Annotated in this window: 14 protein-coding genes and 1 riboswitch; of the genes, 2 read left to right on the top strand and 12 right to left on the bottom strand. The window is 66.3% G+C overall.

The genetic code is table 11. The features are described 5' to 3' along the window. Positions 1-24 precede the first annotated feature (24 nt). From ACFJI2_RS28685 to hppD, 4 genes are all read right to left on the bottom strand, one after another. Positions 25-1593, bottom strand: a complete 1569-nt coding sequence (locus ACFJI2_RS28685; protein WP_377702897.1) for a S41 family peptidase — start codon at positions 1591-1593, stop codon at positions 25-27. A 105-nt stretch (positions 1594-1698) separates the two neighbouring features. Further along, positions 1699-5556 (bottom strand): M48 family metallopeptidase, encoded by a 3858-nt coding sequence (locus tag ACFJI2_RS28680; RefSeq protein WP_377702896.1) that lies wholly within the window; start codon positions 5554-5556, stop codon positions 1699-1701. Between the two features lie 19 nt (positions 5557-5575). Next, positions 5576-9337, bottom strand: coding sequence for an indolepyruvate ferredoxin oxidoreductase family protein (locus tag ACFJI2_RS28675; RefSeq protein WP_377702895.1), 3762 nt, complete (start codon positions 9335-9337; stop codon positions 5576-5578). A gap of 57 nt (positions 9338-9394) precedes the next feature. Continuing rightward, positions 9395-10504, bottom strand: a complete 1110-nt coding sequence (gene hppD, locus ACFJI2_RS28670) for a 4-hydroxyphenylpyruvate dioxygenase (RefSeq protein WP_377702894.1) — start codon at positions 10502-10504, stop codon at positions 9395-9397. Positions 10505-10631: 127 nt separating this feature from the next. Between hppD and ACFJI2_RS28665 the strand changes: the two genes are divergently transcribed. After that, positions 10632-11159, top strand: a complete 528-nt coding sequence (locus ACFJI2_RS28665; RefSeq protein WP_107869885.1) for an Lrp/AsnC family transcriptional regulator — start codon at positions 10632-10634, stop codon at positions 11157-11159. Positions 11160-11162: 3 nt separating this feature from the next. Here the strand turns inward: ACFJI2_RS28665 and ACFJI2_RS28660 are convergent, their stop codons facing one another. The 4 genes from ACFJI2_RS28660 to ACFJI2_RS28645 are packed head-to-tail and all read right to left on the bottom strand — an operon-like array spanning position 11163 to position 15816. Beyond that, positions 11163-11843, bottom strand: coding sequence for a GNAT family N-acetyltransferase (locus ACFJI2_RS28660; RefSeq protein WP_377702893.1), 681 nt, complete (start codon positions 11841-11843; stop codon positions 11163-11165). Next, positions 11836-13095: a multifunctional CCA addition/repair protein gene (locus ACFJI2_RS28655; RefSeq protein ID WP_377705925.1), complete on the bottom strand. Its 1260-nt coding sequence runs from the start codon at positions 13093-13095 to the stop codon at positions 11836-11838. Before ACFJI2_RS28655 ends, ACFJI2_RS28660 begins: the two co-directional genes overlap by 8 nt. 8 nt (positions 13096-13103) lie before the next feature. Next, entirely contained in the window at positions 13104-13820 is a 717-nt protein-coding gene (locus tag ACFJI2_RS28650; RefSeq protein WP_377702892.1) for a glutathione S-transferase family protein, read from the bottom strand. A 22-nt stretch (positions 13821-13842) separates the two neighbouring features. Continuing rightward, positions 13843-15816 (bottom strand): transglycosylase SLT domain-containing protein, encoded by a 1974-nt coding sequence (locus tag ACFJI2_RS28645; protein WP_377702891.1) that lies wholly within the window; start codon positions 15814-15816, stop codon positions 13843-13845. Between the two features lie 38 nt (positions 15817-15854). Here ACFJI2_RS28645 and ACFJI2_RS28640 point away from each other — a divergent pair, with 38 nt between their 5' ends. Then, entirely contained in the window at positions 15855-16469 is a 615-nt protein-coding gene (locus tag ACFJI2_RS28640) for a 5-formyltetrahydrofolate cyclo-ligase (protein WP_377702890.1), read from the top strand. Positions 16470-16552: 83 nt separating this feature from the next. Here ACFJI2_RS28640 and metF read toward each other — a convergent pair whose 3' ends face one another. From metF to metK, 4 genes are all read right to left on the bottom strand, one after another. After that, on the bottom strand, positions 16553-17380 hold the full coding sequence (gene metF, locus ACFJI2_RS28635) for a methylenetetrahydrofolate reductase [NAD(P)H] (RefSeq protein ID WP_377702888.1): 828 nt from the start codon (positions 17378-17380) through the stop codon (positions 16553-16555). Beyond that, a complete protein-coding gene (locus tag ACFJI2_RS28630; RefSeq protein WP_377702887.1) occupies positions 17367-17723 on the bottom strand; it encodes a phage holin family protein in 357 nt (118 codons plus the stop codon). The genes metF and ACFJI2_RS28630 overlap by 14 nt, the downstream gene beginning before the upstream one ends. Positions 17724-17835: 112 nt before the next feature. After that, positions 17836-19251: an adenosylhomocysteinase gene (gene ahcY, locus ACFJI2_RS28625; RefSeq protein ID WP_107869877.1), complete on the bottom strand. Its 1416-nt coding sequence runs from the start codon at positions 19249-19251 to the stop codon at positions 17836-17838. A 28-nt stretch (positions 19252-19279) separates the two neighbouring features. Beyond that, positions 19280-19355, bottom strand: a riboswitch (S-adenosyl-L-homocysteine riboswitch). Positions 19356-19489: 134 nt separating this feature from the next. Beyond that, positions 19490-20659 carry a methionine adenosyltransferase gene (gene metK, locus ACFJI2_RS28620; protein WP_377702886.1) on the bottom strand — a complete coding sequence of 390 codons (1170 nt, stop codon included), beginning with the start codon at positions 20657-20659 and terminating at the stop codon, positions 19490-19492. Positions 20660-20663 lie beyond the last annotated feature (4 nt).

Below are 20663 nucleotides of genomic sequence, written 5' to 3'. Positions count from 1 at the left end.
CCACGGGCATGCAACAGCCGGAAATTATAGACCGATAATGGAAATTTCTTTACCCATGGGCCGCACTGGCACCAGCACCGGCGCCGGGGCGGCGGAGCGTGCCCGCGTGCCCTGCGCCACGGCCGGGCAGCTGCCGCTGCTGCGGTACTGCAAGGCGGCGGCGAGCTGGCCTTCGGCCAAGTCGCCCTGCGCGCGCGTGAAGTCGTCCGCCACACGGCAGGTCGGCGCAAAACCGTCTGCGAACTCGCCAAACCCCTTGTGGTTCTCGCTCTGGAACTGGACGGCGAAATATGTGGTGCCGCAATTCGAAGCGGGTACGAAAGCGTAGGGCTTGCCACAGGTCTGCTCGCCGATCAGGTTCACCGCCACGTCCGCACCGCGCAGGCCATTAATCAGCGATTCGCTAGCCGAGCAGGTGCCAGGGCCGGTCAACAGGGTCACACGCTTCAGCCCCAGGTAAGGCAGCTCGGTGCCTGCCTTCACCGGGTCCGGCGCCGCATAGCCGACTGCCTTCGACCGGAACAGCGTTGGCTGCCGCTTGTCGGCCTTGTCGTTGCCAACCGATAGTTCGAACGTCTTCCCTGCGGTCTGCTCGGGGCCGGCGATCATGTAGGCCAGTTCGCTGGCGATCAGCACCTGGCCGCCACCGTTGTAGCGCATGTCCAGCACTACGTCGCTGACGCCGGCGTCCTTGAACTGCTGGAAAGCCTGCACCAGGGGCTTCTCGGCCACGCTGTTGTGCTCATTGAAAATCAGATAGCCAACCTTGCCCGCCGCCGTGGCTATCACTTTCACCGACTGCACCGGTGCCACGCTGACCTTGGCCGACACCAGCGTCACCTCCCGCTCAACGCCCGCGCGCGCCACGGCCAACCGGTGCTGCTCGCCGGCCTTGACGGGGAACAGACCGGCGTTCAGGCGCGCCACGAGGTCAGCGCCATCCCCGTTGACGAAATCGTCGCCGTCGACGCGCAGCAGCTGGTCGCCGCGCTGCAGGCCGGCCAGCGCCGCCGCCGAGCCGGCCTCCACGGCCGATACCTGCCACAGGCGCGGCCCGGGGGCGCTATTGCGCGCCCAGTTCACGCCATAGCCCAACTCTACGCCCTTGGACAATTCCTCCCAGTGCTCAGTGGTGTAGGTGAAATGGAAGCGGTCCTTGGGCTTGCCCGACTGTGACAGCAGAGGCGTCTTGAGATCGTTGAAATAGGCAACCGGCGTTGCGTACGACGCCCGTTTCAGATCCGTTGGCACTTCCTTGTACCAAAGATAGGTTTCATTGATCCACAGGCGCACGAAATCGAGTTCGTCGTTCAGCGTGCCCTGCTTGTCCGGGAAATACTTCCCCGACAGCGGGTCGGCCGGCTTGGGATTCATGCAGACGCTATACACGTCCAGTGCCGATGTCGGCGGCGGCTTAACGGGGGGGACTGGATCAACCGGCGGGGTGACGGGCGGTTCCACCACGGGCGGGGTAACCGGCGGGTCCGGCGTGACGGGGGGAGGCGTTACTGCGGGCTGGTAGTCGCCGCTGCCGCAGCCGGCCAGACCGGCTAGCAACAGCGCGGCCAGGGCCTTGGCTGGGATTGAGGTCATCGTAGGATTATAGTCGGGCAGCGGCGCGCCCAGCGCGGCGAATTGCAACCAATTGCAAGCGATCGCAAGCAATCGCAAGCGCTGGCCGCATGTGCGCGCGTACGTTCATCGGAAATACGGCCGCTCCGGTGCAAACAGCATGCGCTTGGCGCTCAGGCGCCAGGCTGGCGGCGCCATAGGCCCGAGCAGCACCGCCGCCGCGCTGTAGGCTTGCAGGCGCGCCTCGGGCTCCACGTCCGTCAGCAGCGCTTCGGCCTCGGCCTGGCCTTTGCCGCGCTGCAGCGCCTGCAGGAAGGCCGCCATGCCGGGGTAGGACTCGCCGTACATCTGCCGCGCCGCCGCCAGGTAAGGGCCGGCGTCCCTGCCGTTGCGCATGGCCAGCGCGGCGCTGGGCCACACCGTCGCGTTGTCCACGCCCTGCATCGCTGTCAAGTCCAGCGCGCGCCGCAGCGTGTTGGGTCCAGCCCCGTCGGACGCCGCCGCCAGGCGCAGCACGCGCGCCTCGGACTGGGTGCCGTCGCCGAGCGCCAGCGCCGCCGCCAGCGCGCCCTTGTTGAGCTGCGCGTAGGCCCGCGTCTCGCTGTTCTCCGCGCCGTAGCCATCCTCCAGTTCCGACAGCCAGCGCAGGCCGGGCGAGGCGGGCGACAGGCCGCTGTAGTCCATGCCGCCGTTCTGGTAACGCTGTATGCGCGCCAGCATCAGGTTGACGTAGGGCCGCAGCGCCGGCAACTCCTGGCGGCTGGCCTGCAGATCCGGCACGGCGCCGGCGAAGTCGCCGGCCGACATCTTGTCGTAGGCCACGGCGTTGCGCAGCCAGCCGTTCTTCGGCCAGCGCTGCGCCGCTTCCTCGAACGCCTTGCGCGCCGCAGCCTTGTCCCCGGCGCGGCCCTGGCGCGCCATGCGGGCCGCGCAGCGCAGCGCGGCATAGCGCAGGTCACCGTCCGCGGGCGCGGCCTCGGCGTGGGCCTGGTGGCGCGCGCAGACCGCAGCGTACGCTGCGCCGGCGGAACTGCCGGAACTACCGGCACTGCCGGCACCAGCGCCACTTTCGGCACCTGCCGTGCCGGTGGCGCCAGCGGGAGCGCTTCCCGCCTTGGCCCCGGCGGCGGCCATGTCCGCCGCTTGCGCGGCATCCTGCTCCATCCGCAGCAAGGCCACGTCCTTGGGATGAGCGGCCAGGCGCTCGGCCACCACGTCCGCGCCGCCGTCGGCTGCGGCGCGCTGCAGCCACTCCATCGTTTCGGCGCGGCCGGTGTCGTCCCAGCGCGCGTGCAGGCGCGTGACGCGCTTGCGCTCCGCGTCGTTTGGCAGCAGTTCGAGCTGCTGGCCCGGCATGGCCTGCGCCGCGCCGTCCAGCACCGTTCGCGTATCCGGCCCCTTGGACGACACCGACTGCGGCGCCGCCGTGAAATGCACCGCCGCATGGCTGCCCAGCCAGCGCGGTGCGCCCAGGCGCCGGTCCGGCACGGCCGCAGCGCGGCCATAGGTGGCGGTCCACTCCACCAGCGGCGCCGCGCCCGCCACGTTGTAGACGGCCGTGCCGGAAGTATTGCCGCTGTCGAAGCGTTCGATCAGCGCGCCCCCGCTGCGCGCCTCCACCGTGTGCGCCGACTGCGGCGCCATCGGCACGCTCTGCATGGTGAGCGGTGCCACGCTGGTGCTGCGGCCGTCCACCGTCACCTGCACCTGCGTGCCCAGGCCGTTGTAGACCAGCAGCGTGGCATCGCTCTGCATCAGCCCCGCGCCCAGCGCCAGGCCGACCACGCCGGCCGCCGCCAGCAAGCGCGCCGCGCCCGGCAGCCAGCCCTCGGCGCGCAGGAAGCGCGCCCACAGGCCGAGCCGGGTCTGGCGCTGGCGCTCTTCGCCCGGACGCAGGCGCGGATACTGCGCCGGTGGACGCGAGGGCGGCGGCGCCTCGCGCATCGCCGCCCCCAGGCGCGCGTGCTTGGCCACCAGCGTCTCCGTCAGCAGCAGCTGCTCCAGCGCCGCCGCACGCAAGGCCGTCAGCGAACCGCTCACATGGCCCACCCAGCCGCCGATGGCGCCCATCCACTGGTTCAGGTTTTCGCGCCCCGCCAGCGGCAGCGTGAATTCGCCCAGCATCTCGCGCCAGCCGCCCTCCACCTCCAGGCGCGCGGCCAGCATGCTGTCCAGTTCCGGCGCGCCGCTGGGACGGCAAATCTGCTCCAGCAGGTAATGCAGGTCGTTGGCGTCCGAGATCACGCGCACCACGCCCTCGTCGCGCACGTGGCGCACCGCCGTCACCACGCCGGCCGTGTTCAGCAGCAGGCCATGGGCATCCTCCAGGTTCGCCTCGGTATGCTCGGCGTAGTGCAGCAGCGCCAGCAAGCCATCCAGGTAGTCGCGCCAGCCGCCGCCCAGCTGCGCCGCCATGGCCTGGTGCCAGCTGCGCACCATGCGGTCGTGCGCCTGCAGGCGCGCCTCGGCGGCGGCGATCTCCTCGCCCACGTGCACCAGCGCCAGCGCCAGCTCGCCGGCCCGGTAGGACACGCCGCGCAGCTGCACGCTGCCGCCGCTCAGTTGCGCGCGGCCATCGATCAGTGCCTGCAGCTGGTCGCGTTCGCCGCCCAGCTGGCGCAGCAGGCGCATGTCTTCCCGCAGCGACAGCGGATAAAATGCCGCAGCCTGCTCCAGCGTGGCCGGCCGCTGCGGGTCCACCGCGTCCACCAACCCGGTATGGTCGGTGGCGTGGCGCGCCAGCGCGCGGCCGAAATAGGCGCCGCTGTAGCGTTCGTGGAACTGCTCGCGGCGGTAGTAGCTGCCCAGCTTGCGCAGCGACGCCTCCAGTTCGGTCTCGGCGCCCTCCTTGTCCCATTCCCCCTCCAGCAGCTGGGCCGACATGCGCTCGCGCAGCCCCACCGCATCGCTGAACAGCGACCAGGCGCTGGCCTGGTCGATCTGCGCCGCCACGTACAGGCGCTTGGCATTGTCCTCGCGCTCGTGATTGAGCGGATGGCTTTGCCACATCTTGGGCGGCTGCGCCAGCTCGGGCTTGAAGATGCGGTGCGCGGCCGGGTTCTGCTGCGGCAGCGGCGGCACGTCGCCGTAGCCTTCGCCGGCCAGCAGGCTGCCCATGCGCTGCGTGATGTGGCTCTGCACCGCGAACGCGTCGCGCGTGACGCGGCCCTGCACACGCTCGCGGCGCACAAAGCCGATGGCGCGGCCCCACGCGTCGTCGGCCGCGCGCAGCCGGTGCAGCGCGTGCACCAGCGCGTCGCTGCCGGTGAGCGACACCGCCACCAGGTCGGCCTGCATTTCCATCTCGCGCGACAGCGCGCTCTCTGCCACCACCACCAGGCGAAAGCCCGACTCCACCAGGGAGCGGATCGACCAGACCACCAGCTGCGGCAGCCAGACGAACACGCGCAGGCGGATGTCGAGGTTGCCCAGGCCGTTGAGGAATTCATCGAACTTGTCGCGCCGCGCCACCAGGTTGGACGCCACCTGGTGCGCCACATAGACCCAGCGCCCGACCGCCATGGACTGCTGCGCGAAATGGCCGAATTCGTGCGCCAGCACCGCGCGCAGTTCGCCCAGCGGCATGGCGTTCACCAGCGGCAGACCGATCTCCAGGTTTTTGCGGGACGGCAGTATCAGGTTGATCAGCGACAGGTCGTAGAACACGGAGGCGTTGACGCGGGCGGACAGGAACACGCGGTGCGGACGCGGCGCACCGGCCGCATCGGCCAGTTCGTGCAGGAAGGCGAACAGGCGTGGCTGCTCCTTGTCCGTCACTTCGGTCAGGCCGGGCGGCAGCGCGCTGCGGATGGACAGCACCGCCTTCAGCATGAACAGCCCGAAGAAGGCGGAGCACAAGGCCGCCACGCCGGTCCAGAATGCGTTGCCGCCGAACCAGGCCACCAGCGACAGCCGGTAGGCGGTCCACACGAACCAGCCGGCCAGCATAACGTACAGCAGCACGAAGCCGAGCAGGCCGGCCACGGCGAGGCGCGCACTGCGTTTATAGGACGGCGACGGCCGGGTGAGCTGGGCCAGCAGCTCCGGGGATGGGGTATCGATGACGGGCTCCGTAAATGTATCCGTCAGGAAATTTTATTACGGATTGCCTTTTTGAGTATGATTTTTGCAAGCGGCGGAACCACGGTGTGATCCCGCCGCTTGTGAGCCGCTTGTGACGCGCTCCAGCCGCACAGGCCGCGTGATGGGCAGCGGCTGGCGCGTTGTAGGCCGCCAGCAGGCCGGCTTCCTTGGCCTTGGCCGCCTTCAGGTGGCGCTCCTTCACGTGGCCGTAGCCGCGGATGTCTTCCGGGATGCTGGCGATGGCCACCGCCTGCGCCAGGTTGTCGGCATTGAGCTTGCCCAGCAGGCCGCCCACGGTGCTGCGGTACTCGGCGATCAGCGCGCGCTCCATCTTGCGCTCGGCGGTGTAGCCGAAGATGTCCAGCGCGGTGCCGCGCAGGCCCTTGAACTTGGCCAGCACGCCGAAGGCTTTCATCATCCACGGGCCGAACTGCTGCTTGATCAGGTGCCCTTCGGCGTCGGTCTTGGCCAGCAGCGGCGGCGCCAGGTGGAACTTGAGCTGGTAGTCGCCTTCGAACATGTTCGCCACCTTCTCCTTGAAGGCCGGATCGGTGTACAGGCGCGCCACTTCGTACTCGTCCTTGTACGCCATCAGCTTGTAGAAGTAGCGCGCCACCGCTTCGGTCAGGCGCAGCTGCTTATTGCCCAGCTTGCCCTCTTCGGCGCGCACGTGGTCCACGAACTCCTTGTACTTCGCGGCGTAGGCGGCGTCCTGGTAGGCGGTCAGCAGTTCCACGCGGCGGTTGATGATGTCATCCAGCGACTGGGTGCGCTTGAACTCGATCACCTTGGCCGGCGTGGTCATCTTCGTGACCATGCCCAGGTCGTGCGCGGCGGTGCGGCCCCAGGTGAAGGCGGACTTGTTGAAGCCGACCGACACGCCGTTCAGCTCAATGGCCTTGATCAGCGAGGCTTCCGTCAGCGGCACATGGCCCTTCTGGAAGGCATAGCCCAGCATGAACATATTGGTGGCGATGGAGTCGCCCATCAGCGCGGTGGCGATCTGGCCGGCGTCGACGAATTCCACGCGATCCGAACCGCAGGCGCGCATGATTTCGCTTTGCGAGGTGGCGCCCGGGAACTGCCAGTCCGGGTTCTTCACGAACGCCGCCGTGGTGGCGCCGGTGGAGTTGACGGCGGCCCAGGTGCGGCCTTCGCCCATGCGCGACAGCGCGTCGCGGCTGGCGGTGACGATCTGGTCGCAGCCGATCACCAGGTCTGCTGCACCGGTGCCGACGCGGGTCGAGTGCAGGTCGGACTGCTTGTCCGCCAGGCGCACGTGCGACATGACCGGGCCGCCCTTCTGCGCCAGGCCGCTCATGTCCAGCACCACCGCGCCCTTGCCTTCCACGTGCGCGGCCATGGCCAGGATCTGGCCCACGGTCACCACGCCGGTGCCGCCGATGCCGGTGATCAGGATGCCGTACGGCTCGGCAGTCGATTGCAGCACGGGCGTCGGCAGCGCGGGCATGGCTGTCGCGTTTGCCCCACCTTCGGCACCGGCCTTCTTCGGCTTCTTCAGCGCGCCGCCTTCCACCGTCACGAACGACGGGCAGAAGCCGGTGGTGCACGAGAAGTCCTTGTTGCAGGAGGACTGGTTGATCTGGCGCTTGCGGCCCAGTTCCGTTTCCAGCGGCTCCACCGACAGGCAATTCGACTGCACCGAGCAGTCGCCGCAGCCTTCGCACACGGCTTCGTTGATCACGGCGCGCTTGGCCGGATCAGGGTACTCGTTGCGCTTCCGGCGGCGGCGCTTCTCGGAAGCGCAGGTCTGGTCGTAAATCATGGCCGACACGCCCGGCATGTCGCGCAGTTCGCGCTGCACGTCCATCAGCTCGGAGCGGTGGCGCACGGTGACGCCTTCGGCCCATTTGTAATCGTCAGGATATTTCTCGGGCTCGTCGGTGACGACGATAATCGGCGTCACGCCTTCGGCGGCGATCTGGCGCGAGATCATGCCGGGGTCGAGCGGGCCGTCGAAGGCCTGGCCGCCGGTCATGGCGACGGCGTCGTTGAACAGGATCTTGTAGGTGATGTTCACCTTGGCCGCCACCGCCGCGCGGATCGCCAGGATGCCGGAGTGGAAATAGGTGCCGTCGCCCAGGTTGGTGAACACGTGCTTCTCGTTGGTGAACGGCGCCTGGCCCACCCAAGTGACGCCTTCCGCGCCCATGTGGGTGAAGGTGGACGTCTCGCGGTCCATCCACAGCACCATGTAGTGGCAGCCGATGCCGGCCAGCGCGCGCGAGCCTTCCGGCACCTTGGTCGAGGTATTGTGCGGGCAGCCGGAGCAGAAGAACGGCGTGCGGTCGGTTTCCGGATTGGCTTTCACCGGCAGGTTCTTCAGCGCCAGCTCTTTCGCTTCCAGGAAGGCGATGCGCTCCTGCACGCGCTTGGCCACGGGATGGCCGGCGCAGTAGTGCGCAATGCGCGAGGCGATGGCGCGCGCGATCTGCGCCGGGTTCAGCTCGTAGGTGGCCGGCAGCAGCCAGTCGCCGTGGCCGGTCTTGCCCTTGTTGCTCCATTCGCCGGTGTCGTCGAACTTGCCCACCACGCGCGGGCGTTCGCCGTCCGGCAGGTTGTACAGCTCTTCCTTCAGCGCGTATTCCAGGATCTGGCGCTTCTCTTCCACCACCAGGATCTCGTCCAGGCCCTTGGCGAATTCGTGCACGCCGTCCGCCTCCAGCGGCCAGGTCATGCCGATCTTGTAGAGGCGGATGCCGATGTCGGCCGCGGCCTGCTCGTCGATGCCCAGGTCGGCCAGCGCCTGGCGCGTGTCCAGGTAGGACTTGCCGGCGGTGATGATGCCGATCTTCGGTTTCGGCGAATCCCAGATGATCTTGTTCAGCTTGTTGGCGCGGCAGTAGGCCAGCGCGGCGTACCACTTGTAGCTGTTCATGCGCACTTCCATGTCCAGCACGGTGTCCGGCCAGCGGATGTTCAGGCCGCCCGGCGGCAGCTCGAAGTCGGTCGGCAGCTGGATCTGCACGCGGTCCGGGTCGAAGTCGACCACGGCGCCGGATTCGATGATGTCGGTCACGCACTTCATCGATACCCACAGGCCGGTGTAGCGGCTCATGGCCCAGGCGTGCAGGCCGTAGTCGATGTATTCCTGCACCGAGGACGGGTACAGCACCGGGATGCCGCAGGCGTTCAGGATGTGGTCGGACTGGTGCGCGGTGGACGACGACTTGGCGGCGTGGTCGTCGCCGGCCAGCACCAGCACGCCGCCGTGCTTGGCGGAACCGGCGTTGTTGGCGTGCTTGAAGACGTCGCCGCAGCGGTCCACGCCGGGACCCTTGCCGTACCACATGGAGAACACGCCGTCGTACTTGGCGTCCTCGAACAGATTGGTCTGCTGGGTGCCCCAGACGGCGGTGGCCGCCAGGTCTTCGTTCATGCCGGGGTGGAATTTGACGTGGTGTTCGTCCAGGTATTTCTTGGCCTTCATGGCCGTCATGTCGACGCTGGTGACCGGCGAACCGCGGTAGCCGGTGATGTAGCCGGCCGTGTTCAGGCCCGCCTTCAGGTCGCGCTCGCGCTGCATCATCGGCAGGCGGATCAGGGCCTGGGTGCCGGTCATGAAGGCGCGGCCGCGCTCCAGGGTCCATTTGTCGTCTAGCGAAATCTCTTGCGCTGGCTTACCGGATTCCAGGTGGGAATCTTTGACTGGTGCATTCATAGTACTGTCTCCAAATATATTCTTATGTGCGCTATCTGCGCCGCCGGAAGGCGGGGATCAGGCCTTCAACACGCCGCGCTTGATCTGGTCCAGCTCGATGGACTCGAACAGCGCGCGGAAATTGCCTTCGCCGAAGCCCTGGTCGCCCTTGCGCTGGATGATCTCGAAGAAGATCGGGCCGATCACATTGGTGGTAAAGATCTGCAGCAGCAGCTCGCGCTCGCTCTCGGTGCTGTGCCCGTCGATCAGGATGCGCAGGCGGCGCAGCTCTTCCAGGTTCTCGCCGTGGTGCGGCAGGCGGCGGTTCACCAGCTCGTAATAGGTTTCTATCGTGTCCTGGAACACGATGCCGCTGTCGCGCATGGCCTGGATGGACTGGTAGATATTGTCCGTGCCCAGCGCAATGTGCTGGATGCCCTCGCCATGGTAGGCGTCCAGGTACTCGGCGATCTGCGATTTGTCGTCGGACGATTCATTGATCGGGATGCGGATCTTGCCGCACGGCGAAGTCATGGCCTTCGACTTCAGGCCGGTGAGCTTGCCTTCAATGTCGAAATAGCGGATCTCGCGGAAGTTGAACAGGTTCTCGTAGAACGAAGCCCATTCCTTCATGCGGCCGCGGTGCACATTGTGGGTCAGGTGGTCGATATAGGTCAGGCCGTTGCCTACCGGGTTGGCCACCGCGCCGGGTATGGCGACGAAGTCCACGTCGTAGATGCTGATGTCGCCGATGGCGCCCGCCTCCACGCCCTTGGCCGCGTTCTTGCCGCGCCAGCGGTCCACGAAATACAGCAGCGAATCGCCCACGCCCTTGATGGCCGGAATGTTCAGCTCCATCGGCCCAGTCTTGTTGTCGAAGCCCCAGGCGCCCAGCTCGAGCGCACGCTTGTAGGCGTAGGCGGCGTCGTCAACGCGGATGGCGATGGCGCACACGGACGGGCCGTGCTGGCGCGCGAAACGCTGCGCGAACGAGTCCTGTTCAGCGTTGATGATGAAGTTGACGTCGCCCTGGCGGTACAGCGTTACATCCTTGTGGCGATGGCGGGCGATGGCGGTAAAACCCATGCGCTCGAACAGCGCGCCCAGTGCCTTGGGGTCCGGCGCCGCGTATTCGACGAACTCAAAACCATCGGTACCCATCGGGTTGTCCCATGACTCGAATTTCATGCGTGTCTCCTGTGCTTATTTTCCGCCCAGTATAGTCCTCGCGAGGGAGCATTAAATTGCGAACAATTCCCGAGCCTTCCCGAATTGCGCAATAATATTGCTTGTAACCTGACCAAAAGAGGGATTTATGACCAAGATTGCGCTCGACAAAACCGATCGCAAGATTCTTGCTATCTTGCAAAACGACGGCCGCCTGTCCAACCAGGACGTGGCGGAGCAAGTCAGCCTGTCGCCTTCGCCCTGCCTGCGCCGCATCAAGCGGCTGGAGGAGGAAGGCGTGATCCGCCAATACGTGGCGCTGCTGGACCCGGACAAGATCGGCCTGGGCCTGCTGGCCTATGTGAACGTGCGGCTGGAAAAGCACAGCGACGCGGCCGCCGCCAACCACAGCACCGCGCGCGCGCTGGGCGTGAACCCGACCGGCACCTCGCCGCGCGCCGACTTCGCCGTGGCGGTCGAGCAGTGGCCCGAAGTGGTGGCCTGCTACGCCATGACCGGCGAAATGGACTACCTGCTGCGCGTGCACGTGGAAGACATGGACCACTTCTCGCGCTTCATGATGGCGACCCTGCTGCGCCACCCGGCGGTGCTGGACGTGAAATCGAGTTTCGCGCTGCAGCGCGTGAAGGACACCACCGCGCTGCCGCTGGTGTGACGCTCAGCGATCCTGCTTTTTACGGCCCGGCAGCTTGTCCAGCCATTTGACGGCGGCCCGGGTGTTGGCCTTGATGGCGTAGTCCAGCGTGGCCACCTGTTCTTCCACCGCCTCCTGCAGCATGCTGGCCGGATTGGCCACCTCCAGCTTCAGGTAGGCGTCCGCCTCGCCGTAGTCGCGGTGGATCTGCATGCCGGCTTTTTTGGCGATATGCATCATGGTCTGGTTGGACGACAGGCAGTGCATGTAGAGCGTGTCCACGTCGTTGTTGCGACAATGGATGGCGGCCCGCTCGAACAGCTTGGAGCCGATGCCCAGCCCGCGCGCTGACTTCGACACCGATACGCCGAACTCCGCCACGCGCTCCTTCTCGGTGGCCGACTTCTTGGCCTCCTTGGGCGCGAACGCCAGGTGCCCCACCGCCACCAGCTTGAACACGCGGTTGTAGACGCCGAACACCATGTCGCGCGAAAAATCGATGCCCTGCACGTATTTCGCCACCTGCTCGTCGCCCAGGTAGGAGCCGAAGCGCAGCAGGCGGTCGGCCTTCTCCAGCGCCAGGAAATGCTTCAGCATGCGCCGCCGGTCGCGCTCGGCCAGCTCCTTGACCATAACGGTCGGCCGGTACTGGCTGCCCTTGAGCCAGCGCCGCAGCGGATTGCGGAACATGTTCAGCTTAGTCATCGTCGTCCCCGGTGGCATCCTCCGCAACGCCCAGGGCGGCGCGCACGGCGCCGACGCGGGCGCGGTGCACCATCTCCGGAATGCGCTGCGGATTGCCGGCGCTGCGCTGGGCGACTTCGCCGGCGTTCACGGCGCGCGCGGCGGCCAGCGCTTGTTCCAGATGCGCCAGCTGCGGGAAGGGCTTGTCGCGGAAGCTCACGCCGTTGCCTTCGCGGCCGCAGGAGTCGCACTCGGTGGCCAGCAGCATCTGCGTGAAGCGGGCCGGCTTGCGGAAGGCGTCGCAGCGCTCCAGCAGTTTCACGATGGTGTTGGCGCGCAGCTGCAGCGCGCGGCCCACGTTGCCGTGCTCGCGCGCCGTCATCACGGCCAGGTCGCGGCATTCGCTGGGCACTTTCAGGCGCTTGCACACCTGTTCCACCAGTTTGGCGCCGTCGCCTTCGTGGCCGTGGTGCGACGGCCATTTTTCCGGCGGCGTGACGCCTTTGCCCAGGTCGTGCATCAGGCTGGCGAAGCGCACCGGCAGCTCGTGGCCGCGCGAGGCCGCATAGTCCACCACCAGTTGCATGTGGATGCCGGTGTCGATTTCGGGATGGTGCGCCGCCGGCTGCGGCACGCCCCACAGCGCGTCCAGCTCCGGCACGATGCGCGCCAGCGCGCCGCAGTCGCGCAGCACCTGCAGCATGCGCGACGGCTTCTGTTCCATCAGGCCGCGCGACACTTCCTGCCACACGCGCTCTGGCACCAGCGCGTCCACTTCGCCCTGCTCCACCATCTGCCGCATCAGCGCATTGGTTTCGGGCGCCACCGTGAACTCCGGGTAGCGCGCGGCGAAGCGGGCCACGCGCAGGATGCGCACAGGGTCTTCGGCAAAGGCGTCGGACACGTGGCGGAAGATGCGCTGTTCGATGTCGCGCCGACCGTTGAAGGGATCGGTCAGGGTGCCGTCTTCGGCCTTGGCGATGGCGTTGATGGTGAGGTCGCGCCGCACCAGGTCGTCTTCCAGCGTGACGTCGGGCGAGGTGTGGAACACGAAGCCCTTGTAGCCGGGCGCGGTCTTGCGCTCGGTGCGCGCCAGCGCGTATTCCTCCTGCGTCTTCGGATGCAGGAACACGGGGAAGTCCTTGCCTACGGGGCGGAAGCCCTGCGCCACCATGTCCTCCGGCGTGGCGCCGACCACCACGTGGTCGTGGTCCTGCACGGGCAGGCCCAGCAGCTCATCGCGCACCGCGCCGCCGACGACGTAGATCCGCATCGCCATCCTCAGTCCGGCATTTCCGCGTCGTGCTGCGGGCAGGTTTCGGTTTCGGCCAACGCTTCGGCAATCCAGCGCGCCACGGCCGGATGCGCGCGCACGCGCTCGCAGTAGGCGTTCAGCGCGGGCGGCAGCACCACGCCGTAGGTCTTGAAGCGCATCACCACCGGAGCGTAGTAGGCGTCGGCGATGGTGAATTCGCCGAACAGGAATTCGTGGTGGCCGAAGCGGCTCAGGCACTCTTCCCAGATTTCGCTGATGCGGCCGATGTCGGCCTGGGTGCCGGGCGTGCGGCCCTTGCCCGGATAGCTGCCCTTGATGTTCATCGACATCGAGTTGCGCAGGCTGGAGAAGCCGGAGTGCATCTCGGCGCACACCGAACGCGCCATGGCGCGCGCCGCCACGTCCTGCGGCCACATATGTTTTTCCGGGAACTGCTCGGCCAGGTATTCGCAGATGGCCAGGCTGTCCCAGATCGTCATCTCGCCCGCCAGCAGTACCGGCACGCGGCCGCAGGCCGAGTACTCGGCGATCCTGGTGGCGGTGTCGTTCTGGTCCAGCAGCACGCGCACTTCCTGGAAGGGGATGTTAAAGGCCGTCATCGCCACCCACGGGCGCATCGACCACGACGAATAATTCTTGTTGCCGATAACGAGGGTCAGGCCCGGTTCGCGCGCGGCGGCCAGGGTTTGCGACAGCGTGGGGTCCAATACTGTGGTTTGCATAGGTGTTCCTGGTTTTGAATTTTTATCTGCCGCCGAAGCTGGCTTCGCTGCGTTCCTGCTCGGTATAGCCTTTCGGCGCGACCGTGCCCAGGCGCGCCTTCAGCGACTGCGGGCGGCCTTCGAACAGGGCGGCGTAAAAGGTGGCGTTCGACATCACGTTTTTCACGTAGACGCGGGTTTCGAAATACGGAATCGATTCAATGAAGACCGCGCTTTCCATCGGCTTGTCCAGCGTGGAGCGCCATGTGCGCAGGCGGCCCGGGCCGGCGTTGTAGGCGGCGGTGGCCAGCACTTGCGAACCGTCCATGCTGCCCAGCACCATGTTCATGTAGTTCGTGCCCAGCATGATGTTGGTCTTCACGTCGGTGATGGCGTCCTGCACGAAATCGGTGACGCCGATTTTTTTCGCCACCCAGCGCGCGGTGGACGGCATCACCTGCATCAGGCCGGAAGCGCCGGCGTGCGATTGCGCGTCCATGATGAAGCGCGACTCCTGGCGGATGATGCCGTACACCCAAGCCTTGTCCAGGCCCAGCGTCTGCGTGGCCGGATGCATGATGTCGTCGTGCGGCGAAGGGAAGCGCTGCGTGTAGTCCACCTGCACGCGGGTGCGGTCGGAGGTGTTGACCATGCGGTCCAGGATGTGGTTCTGGCGCGCGAATTCGGCGGCGGCCAGGTGCTCGCGCTCATTCAGGCTGCGCAGCTCCCAGTTCCATTCGCGCGTACCTTCGAAGCGCAGCCGCATGCCGAAGAATTTCAGCGCGCGCTGGAAGCCGGGCCGCTCGGCGATGGCGGCCACTTCGGCCGGCGCCAGCGGCGCGCCGGGCGGCGGAATGGAGATCAGCTTGCCCAGTTCCTCCTGCGCCAGCAGGCCATAGAAATTGGACTGGTCGGCAATGCCGCGCAGCAGCTGGGCCGCTTCCGGCGTGGGATGCACGGCGCCCGCTTCGGCCATCAGCGCGCGGGCGCGCCAGTAGATCCAGGTGGAGTCGCTGCGCAGCGACTCGGGCATGGCCGCGATGTTTTTCTTCACCTGCTTCCAATCGCCGTCGCGCAGCGCGATGCGGGTCTTCCACTGGTGCTGGTCGATCGACAACGGCGCGCCTTCGGACTTGCGCCAGTAGCTGCCGGTCTCGGGCGCGAGCGTATACGAGGATTGCAGCGCGATGGCGGCCCAGCCTATGGCCTGCTCCTGCGCGGTGAGCCTGGGCGCGGCCTTTTCCAGCGCCAGCACGGCCAGCTTCATGCTGGTCTTGGCGGCGCGGCCGACCGCCACCAGGAAGGTTTCATGGTCGACGCGGCCGGTGCCGGGGCCTTTGGCGATGGCCACCAGCGGCAGGTCCACCGCCTGCGTGATTTTCTTGTCCACGCCGCCCAGCAGCAGGATAGCGCGGCGCGCCTGGCCGGTGGCGTTGAACTCGCCCGACAGGCGCACCTGCGCCCATACGTCCTCGGCGCTGAACTGGCCGGCCTGGAACAAGGTGGCGATCAGGCCGGCGCACGCTTCGCCGTAGCCGTTGGGCGCGGTCAGCAGGGCGCGCGCCTCGTCGGCCACCATCAAGCCCTTCAGCGCCTTGGACTGCAGCGCATAGCATTTGACCTGGGTGTCGTCATTGAGCACGAACTGCGGCAGCTGGTCGTCGAAATTCGGCCAGTCCTTCTTTCGGCCCAGCTCGAGCAGCCAGTCGTTGCGCAGGCGGTCGGCGATGGCGCTGCCTTCGTAGCGCTTGAGGAATTCGCGGATCTCGTAGGTGGTGGCGTCACGCCAGTGCGATTTCAGCCGATAATAATCGACATAGGAAGGAATGGAGTAGTTCGGCAGGCGCGCGGCGTAGAAGTCGGCCTTTTGCGTTTCGTCCTTGCGCACCGCTTCGCGCAGCAGCAGGAAGGCATCGTCCTCTTTGCGGTTGTCCGCGCCAGCGTCTTGTGCGTGCACCAGGCTGACAAAGGCGCATCCTGCAATGACGCCGGCAATCCATTTCGACGGGGAAATCAATGTACGACTCTCACTAAAATTCAAGACAGACCCAAGACATGATCAGCGACCCTAGAATACCACGCAACCCAGCCCAGCCCCTAGCTCCGCCAGAGGGCGGCAACCCGAAATCGGCGCTGCGCAAACAGATGCTGGCGGCGCGCCGCGCGCTGGACGCGGACACGCGCGCGCAATGGGACCGCGCGCTGTGCGAGCAGGTGCTGGCGTGGCAGCGGAAAAACAAGGTGGCGGCGCTGGGCGTGTACTGGCCGCTGCGCGACGAGCCGGACCTGAACGCGGCCTATGCCGAGCTGGCGCGGCGCGGCGTGCGGCTGCTGCTGCCGGTGGTGGTGCAAAAGGACGCGGCGCTCGAGTTTGCGCACTGGCAGATCGGCGAGGCCATGGTGAAGGATGCGATGGGGGTGGCGGTGCCGGCCGAGCTGCGCATGGCGCCCTATCCGCCGGCGCTGCTGGTGCCCTGCCTAAGCTATAACCGGCACGGCTACCGGCTGGGCTATGGCGGCGGCTTTTACGACCGCACGCTGGCACGCGAGCCGCGCCCGGCCACCGTCGGCATTGCGTACTCCTGCCTGCAAGCCGACTTCCCCGATGATAGCCACGACATCGCGCTCGATGCGGTGCTGACGGAGCTGGCGGGTTACGGCTCCGCCTAACCCGCACTACGCGCCAGCGCCATCATCGGCATCATCGGCGCATCGTAGGGCGGGTTAGCGCGGAGCGCGTAACCCGCCAGGCATCAAACCAGCCGCTGCCAGAGCGCTGTGGTGGCGGCGGCCTGGTTCATGCTGTAGAAGTGCAGGCCGGGAGCGCCGCCCGCCAGCAGGCGTTCGCACAGGGCGCTCACCACGTCCAGGCCGAAGGCCTTGATGGAGGCGCTGTCGTCGCCGAAGCTGGCCAGCTTCAGGCGCACCCAGCGCGGGATCTCGGCGCCGCACATGTCGGAAAAACGCATCAGCTGCGTGTAGTTGGTGATCGGCATGATGCCGGCCACGATGGGCACGGCGATGCCCAGCTTCTGCGTCTGCTCGACGAAGTTGAAATAGGCGTCGGCGTTGTAGAAGTACTGCGTGATGGCCGCGTTGGCGCCGGCCTTCACCTTGCGCTCGAAGGCCAGCAGGTCGTCCTGCGGCGATTTCGCCTGCGGGTGCACTTCCGGGTAGGCCGCCACTTCGATGTGGAACCAGTCGCCGGTCTCGGCGCGGATGAATTCCACCAGCTCGTTGGCGTAGCGGAATTCGCCCGAGGCGCCGTAGCCGCTCGGCAGGTCGCCGCGCAGCGCGACGATGCGCTTGATGCCATGCGACTTGTATTCGTTCAGGATGGCGCGGATCGAGGCGCGCGTGCCGCCCACGCAGGACAGGTGCGGCGCGGCGTCTTCACCGGCGGCGAGGATTTCGCGCACGGTGTCGAGCGTGCCGGTCTGCGTGGTGCCGCCGGCGCCAAACGTCACGGAGAAATACTTGGGGTGCAGCTCGGACAGCTTGGCGCGCACGGCGCGCAGCTTTTCCGCTCCTTCCGCCGTCTTGGGCGGAAAGAATTCGATACTGAAATTATGGGTTTCCATCGGCATTCTTCAGAAGTAAGGTGGACAGAGCCCAGGAAATCACACTGTACAAAATCGCGCCGCCCATGGCTGCCCAGAAGCTGTCGACGTGGAAGCCGTCGACCCAGTGGGCCACCAGCCAGAACATGAAGCCGTTGATGACCAGGATGAACAGGCCCAGCGACAGCACCGTGACAGGCAGGGTGAGCAGCAGCAGGACAGGACGTATCAGTGTGTTGACCAGGCCCAGCACTAAGGCTGCGACCAGGGCTGTGCCAATGCTCGTGACATCGACGGAATGCATCAGGTAGGGCACGGCGAACAGGGCCGCGGCATTGATTAACCAGGTAAGGACCAAACGCATACATAAGCCTCGCAACGGAGCTGGCGGGTTACGGCCTGCGGCCTAACCCGCCCTACGCTAAGTCGGTATTGCCGCGTAGGGCGGGTTAGCGCAGCGTAACCCGCCGAGCCTATTAGTAACGGTAATGCTCAGGCTTGTAAGGGCCTTCTTTTTTCACATTGATGTAGGCGGCCTGCTCTTCGGTCAGCTCGGTCAGCTGCGCGTTCAGCTTGCGCAGCTGCAGGCGGGCGACTTTCTCGTCCAGGTGCTTCGGCAGCACGTACACGCCCACCGGGTAGTTCTTGGTGTTCACGAACAGCTCGATCTGGGCGATGGTCTGGTTGGCGAAGGACGAGGACATCACGTACGACGGGTGGCCCGTGCCGCAGCCCAGGTTCACCAGGCGGCCTTCGGCCAGCAGGATGATGCGCTTGCCGTCGGGGAAGATCACATGGTCCACCTGCGGCTTGATGTTTTCCCACTGGTACTTCTTCAATGCGGCAACGTCGATCTCGTTGTCGAAGTGGCCGATGTTGCAGACGATGGCCTGGTCCTTCATGGCCAGCATGTGCTGCTCGGTCAGGATGTGGTAGTTGCCGGTGCAGGTAACGAAAATGTCGCCGTGTTCGGCGGCGTAGTCCATGGTCACCACGCGGTAGCCTTCCATCGCGGCCTGCAGCGCGCAGATCGGGTCGATTTCGGTGACCCACACTTGCGCCGACAGCGCGCGCATGGCTTGCGCCGAGCCCTTGCCCACGTCGCCGTAGCCGGCGATGACGGCGATCTTGCCGGCGATCATGACGTCGGTGGCGCGCTTGATGCCATCCACCAGCGATTCGCGGCAGCCGTACAGGTTATCGAACTTGGACTTGGTGACGGAATCGTTAACGTTGATCGCAGGGAAAGCCAGCTTGCCTTCCTTGTGCATCTGGTACAGGCGGTGCACGCCGGTGGTGGTTTCCTCGGTCACGCCCAGGATGGCCGGCAGGCGCTTGGAGTACCAGGTGGCGTCTTTCGCCAGGTGGGCCTTGATCGAGTTGAACAGGCAGATTTCTTCTTCCGAACCCGGGTTGGCCAGCACCGAGATATCGGTTTCGGCGCGGGTGCCCAGGTGCAGCAGCAGGGTGGCGTCGCCGCCGTCGTCCAGGATCATGTTGGAGTACACGCCCTCGCCCGGCCACTCGAAGATGCGGTGGGTGTATTCCCAGTATTCGTCCAGGTTCTCGCCCTTGACGGCGAACACCGGGGTGCCGGCGGCAGCGATGGCGGCGGCGGCGTGGTCCTGGGTGGAGTAGATGTTGCAGGACGCCCAGCGCACTTGCGCGCCCAGCGCTTCCAGCGTGCGGATCAGCACGGCGGTCTGGATGGTCATGTGCAGCGAACCGGTGATGCGCGCGCCTTTCAGCGGCTGCGCGGCCGCGAATTCCTCGCGGATGGCCATCAGGCCGGGCATTTCGGTTTCAGCGATCTTGATTTCTTTTTCGCCCCATGCGGCCAGGCCGATGTCAGCGATGATGTAGTCTTGTGCGGATTTGAGTACGGCGTTCATCACGCCCTCCTTTCAATGGTTGAAAAAAGTAACGTGAGCGCGGTGTTGATTTCCGAGCCTGGCCTGCCTGGTGGTGATGGCGGGTCGCAGCGCTCCTCGGGAAGGGAATTCTAGCAGAAAAACTGCCGCGCCAGAAAAACTTGGGGTCAGTTCCGGCATTCAGACACGAGCTCAGCCGTTCAATGGTTGAGCTCGTGTCTGAATGCCGGATCTGACCCCGTTGGGGCGCGTTGGGGCGTTAGTTCAGGCCAGCGGCGGCGCGCAGGGCGGCGACCTTGTCGGTGCGCTCCCAGCTGAATTCCGGCTCTTCGCGGCCGAAGTGGCCGTAGGCGGCGGTCTTCTGGTAGATCGGACGCAGCAGGTCCAGCATCTGCACGATGCCTTTCGGACGCAGGTCGAAGTGCTCCAGCACCAGCTTGGCGATGGCGTCGTCCGAAATCACGCCGGTGCCTTCGGTGTACACGGTAATGTTGATCGGACGGGCGATGCCGATCGCGTACGACACTTGCACCTGGCACTGGCGCGCCAGGCCGGCGGCTACGATGTTCTTGGCCACGTAGCGCGCGGCGTAGGCGGCCGAACGGTCCACTTTCGAGGGGTCCTTGCCGGAGAACGCGCCGCCGCCGTGCGGGGCTGCGCCGCCGTAGGTGTCGACGATGATCTTGCGGCCGGTCAGGCCGCAGTCGCCCTGCGGGCCGCCAATGACGAAGCGGCCGGTCGGGTTGACCAGGAATTTGGTGTCCTTCAGCCAGGCCGACGGCAGCACCGGCTTGATGATCTCTTCGATCACCGCTTCTTCGATCTGCTTGTGGCTCACTTCCGGCGCGTGCTGGGTCGACAGCACCACGGTGTCGACCGACACCGGACGACCGTCCACGTAGCGCAGCGTGACTTGCGACTTGGCGTCCGGACGCAGCCATGGCAGGCGGCCGTCCTTGCGCAGCTGCGACTGGCGCTCGACCAGGCGGTGCGCGTAGTAGATCGCGGCCGGCATCAGTTCCGGGGTTTCGTCGCAGGCGTAGCCGAACATCAGGCCCTGGTCGCCGGCGCCCTGGTCCAGGTCCAGGCCCGCGCCTTCGTCCACGCCCTGGGCGATGTCCGGCGATTGTTTGTCGTAGCACACCATCACGGCGCAACCCTTGTAGTCGATGCCGTAGTCGGTGTTGTCGTAGCCGATGCGCTTGATGGTCTCGCGCGCAACTTGAATATAATCAACGTTGGCGTGCGTGGTAATCTCGCCTGCCAGCACCACCAGGCCGGTGTTGCACAGGGTTTCGGCGGCAACGCGCGCTTTCGGGTCTTGCGCCAGGATGGCGTCGAGAATGGCGTCGGAAATCTGGTCGGCGACCTTGTCCGGGTGGCCTTCGGATACGGATTCAGAGGTGAAGAGGTAGTCGTTGGAAGACATCGCA

Origin of the sequence: Pseudoduganella sp. UC29_71 (assembly GCF_042693265.1) — a bacterium.
GTDB lineage: Bacteria > Pseudomonadota > Gammaproteobacteria > Burkholderiales > Burkholderiaceae_D > Rugamonas.
Note: the sequence above shows the minus strand (reverse complement) of the source record. Positions and strands in the feature narration are given on the sequence as shown.

Excerpts from the sequence above, each read along its gene's own strand:
- ACFJI2_RS28685 (WP_377702897.1), bottom strand. The coding sequence starts at position 1,593 with ATGACCTCAATCCCAGCCAAGGCCCTGGCCGCGCTGTTGCTAGCCGGT.
- ACFJI2_RS28675 (WP_377702895.1), bottom strand. The coding sequence starts at position 9,337 with ATGAATGCACCAGTCAAAGATTCCCACCTGGAATCCGGTAAGCCAGCG.
- hppD (WP_377702894.1), bottom strand. The coding sequence starts at position 10,504 with ATGAAATTCGAGTCATGGGACAACCCGATGGGTACCGATGGTTTTGAG.
- ACFJI2_RS28665 (WP_107869885.1), top strand. The coding sequence starts at position 10,632 with ATGACCAAGATTGCGCTCGACAAAACCGATCGCAAGATTCTTGCTATC.
- ACFJI2_RS28660 (WP_377702893.1), bottom strand. The coding sequence starts at position 11,843 with ATGACTAAGCTGAACATGTTCCGCAATCCGCTGCGGCGCTGGCTCAAG.
- ACFJI2_RS28655 (WP_377705925.1), bottom strand. The coding sequence starts at position 13,095 with ATGCGGATCTACGTCGTCGGCGGCGCGGTGCGCGATGAGCTGCTGGGC.
- ACFJI2_RS28650 (WP_377702892.1), bottom strand. The coding sequence starts at position 13,820 with ATGCAAACCACAGTATTGGACCCCACGCTGTCGCAAACCCTGGCCGCC.
- ACFJI2_RS28640 (WP_377702890.1), top strand. The coding sequence starts at position 15,855 with ATGATCAGCGACCCTAGAATACCACGCAACCCAGCCCAGCCCCTAGCT.
- metF (WP_377702888.1), bottom strand. The coding sequence starts at position 17,380 with ATGGAAACCCATAATTTCAGTATCGAATTCTTTCCGCCCAAGACGGCG.
- ACFJI2_RS28630 (WP_377702887.1), bottom strand. The coding sequence starts at position 17,723 with ATGCGTTTGGTCCTTACCTGGTTAATCAATGCCGCGGCCCTGTTCGCC.
- ahcY (WP_107869877.1), bottom strand. The coding sequence starts at position 19,251 with ATGAACGCCGTACTCAAATCCGCACAAGACTACATCATCGCTGACATC.
- metK (WP_377702886.1), bottom strand. The coding sequence starts at position 20,659 with ATGTCTTCCAACGACTACCTCTTCACCTCTGAATCCGTATCCGAAGGC.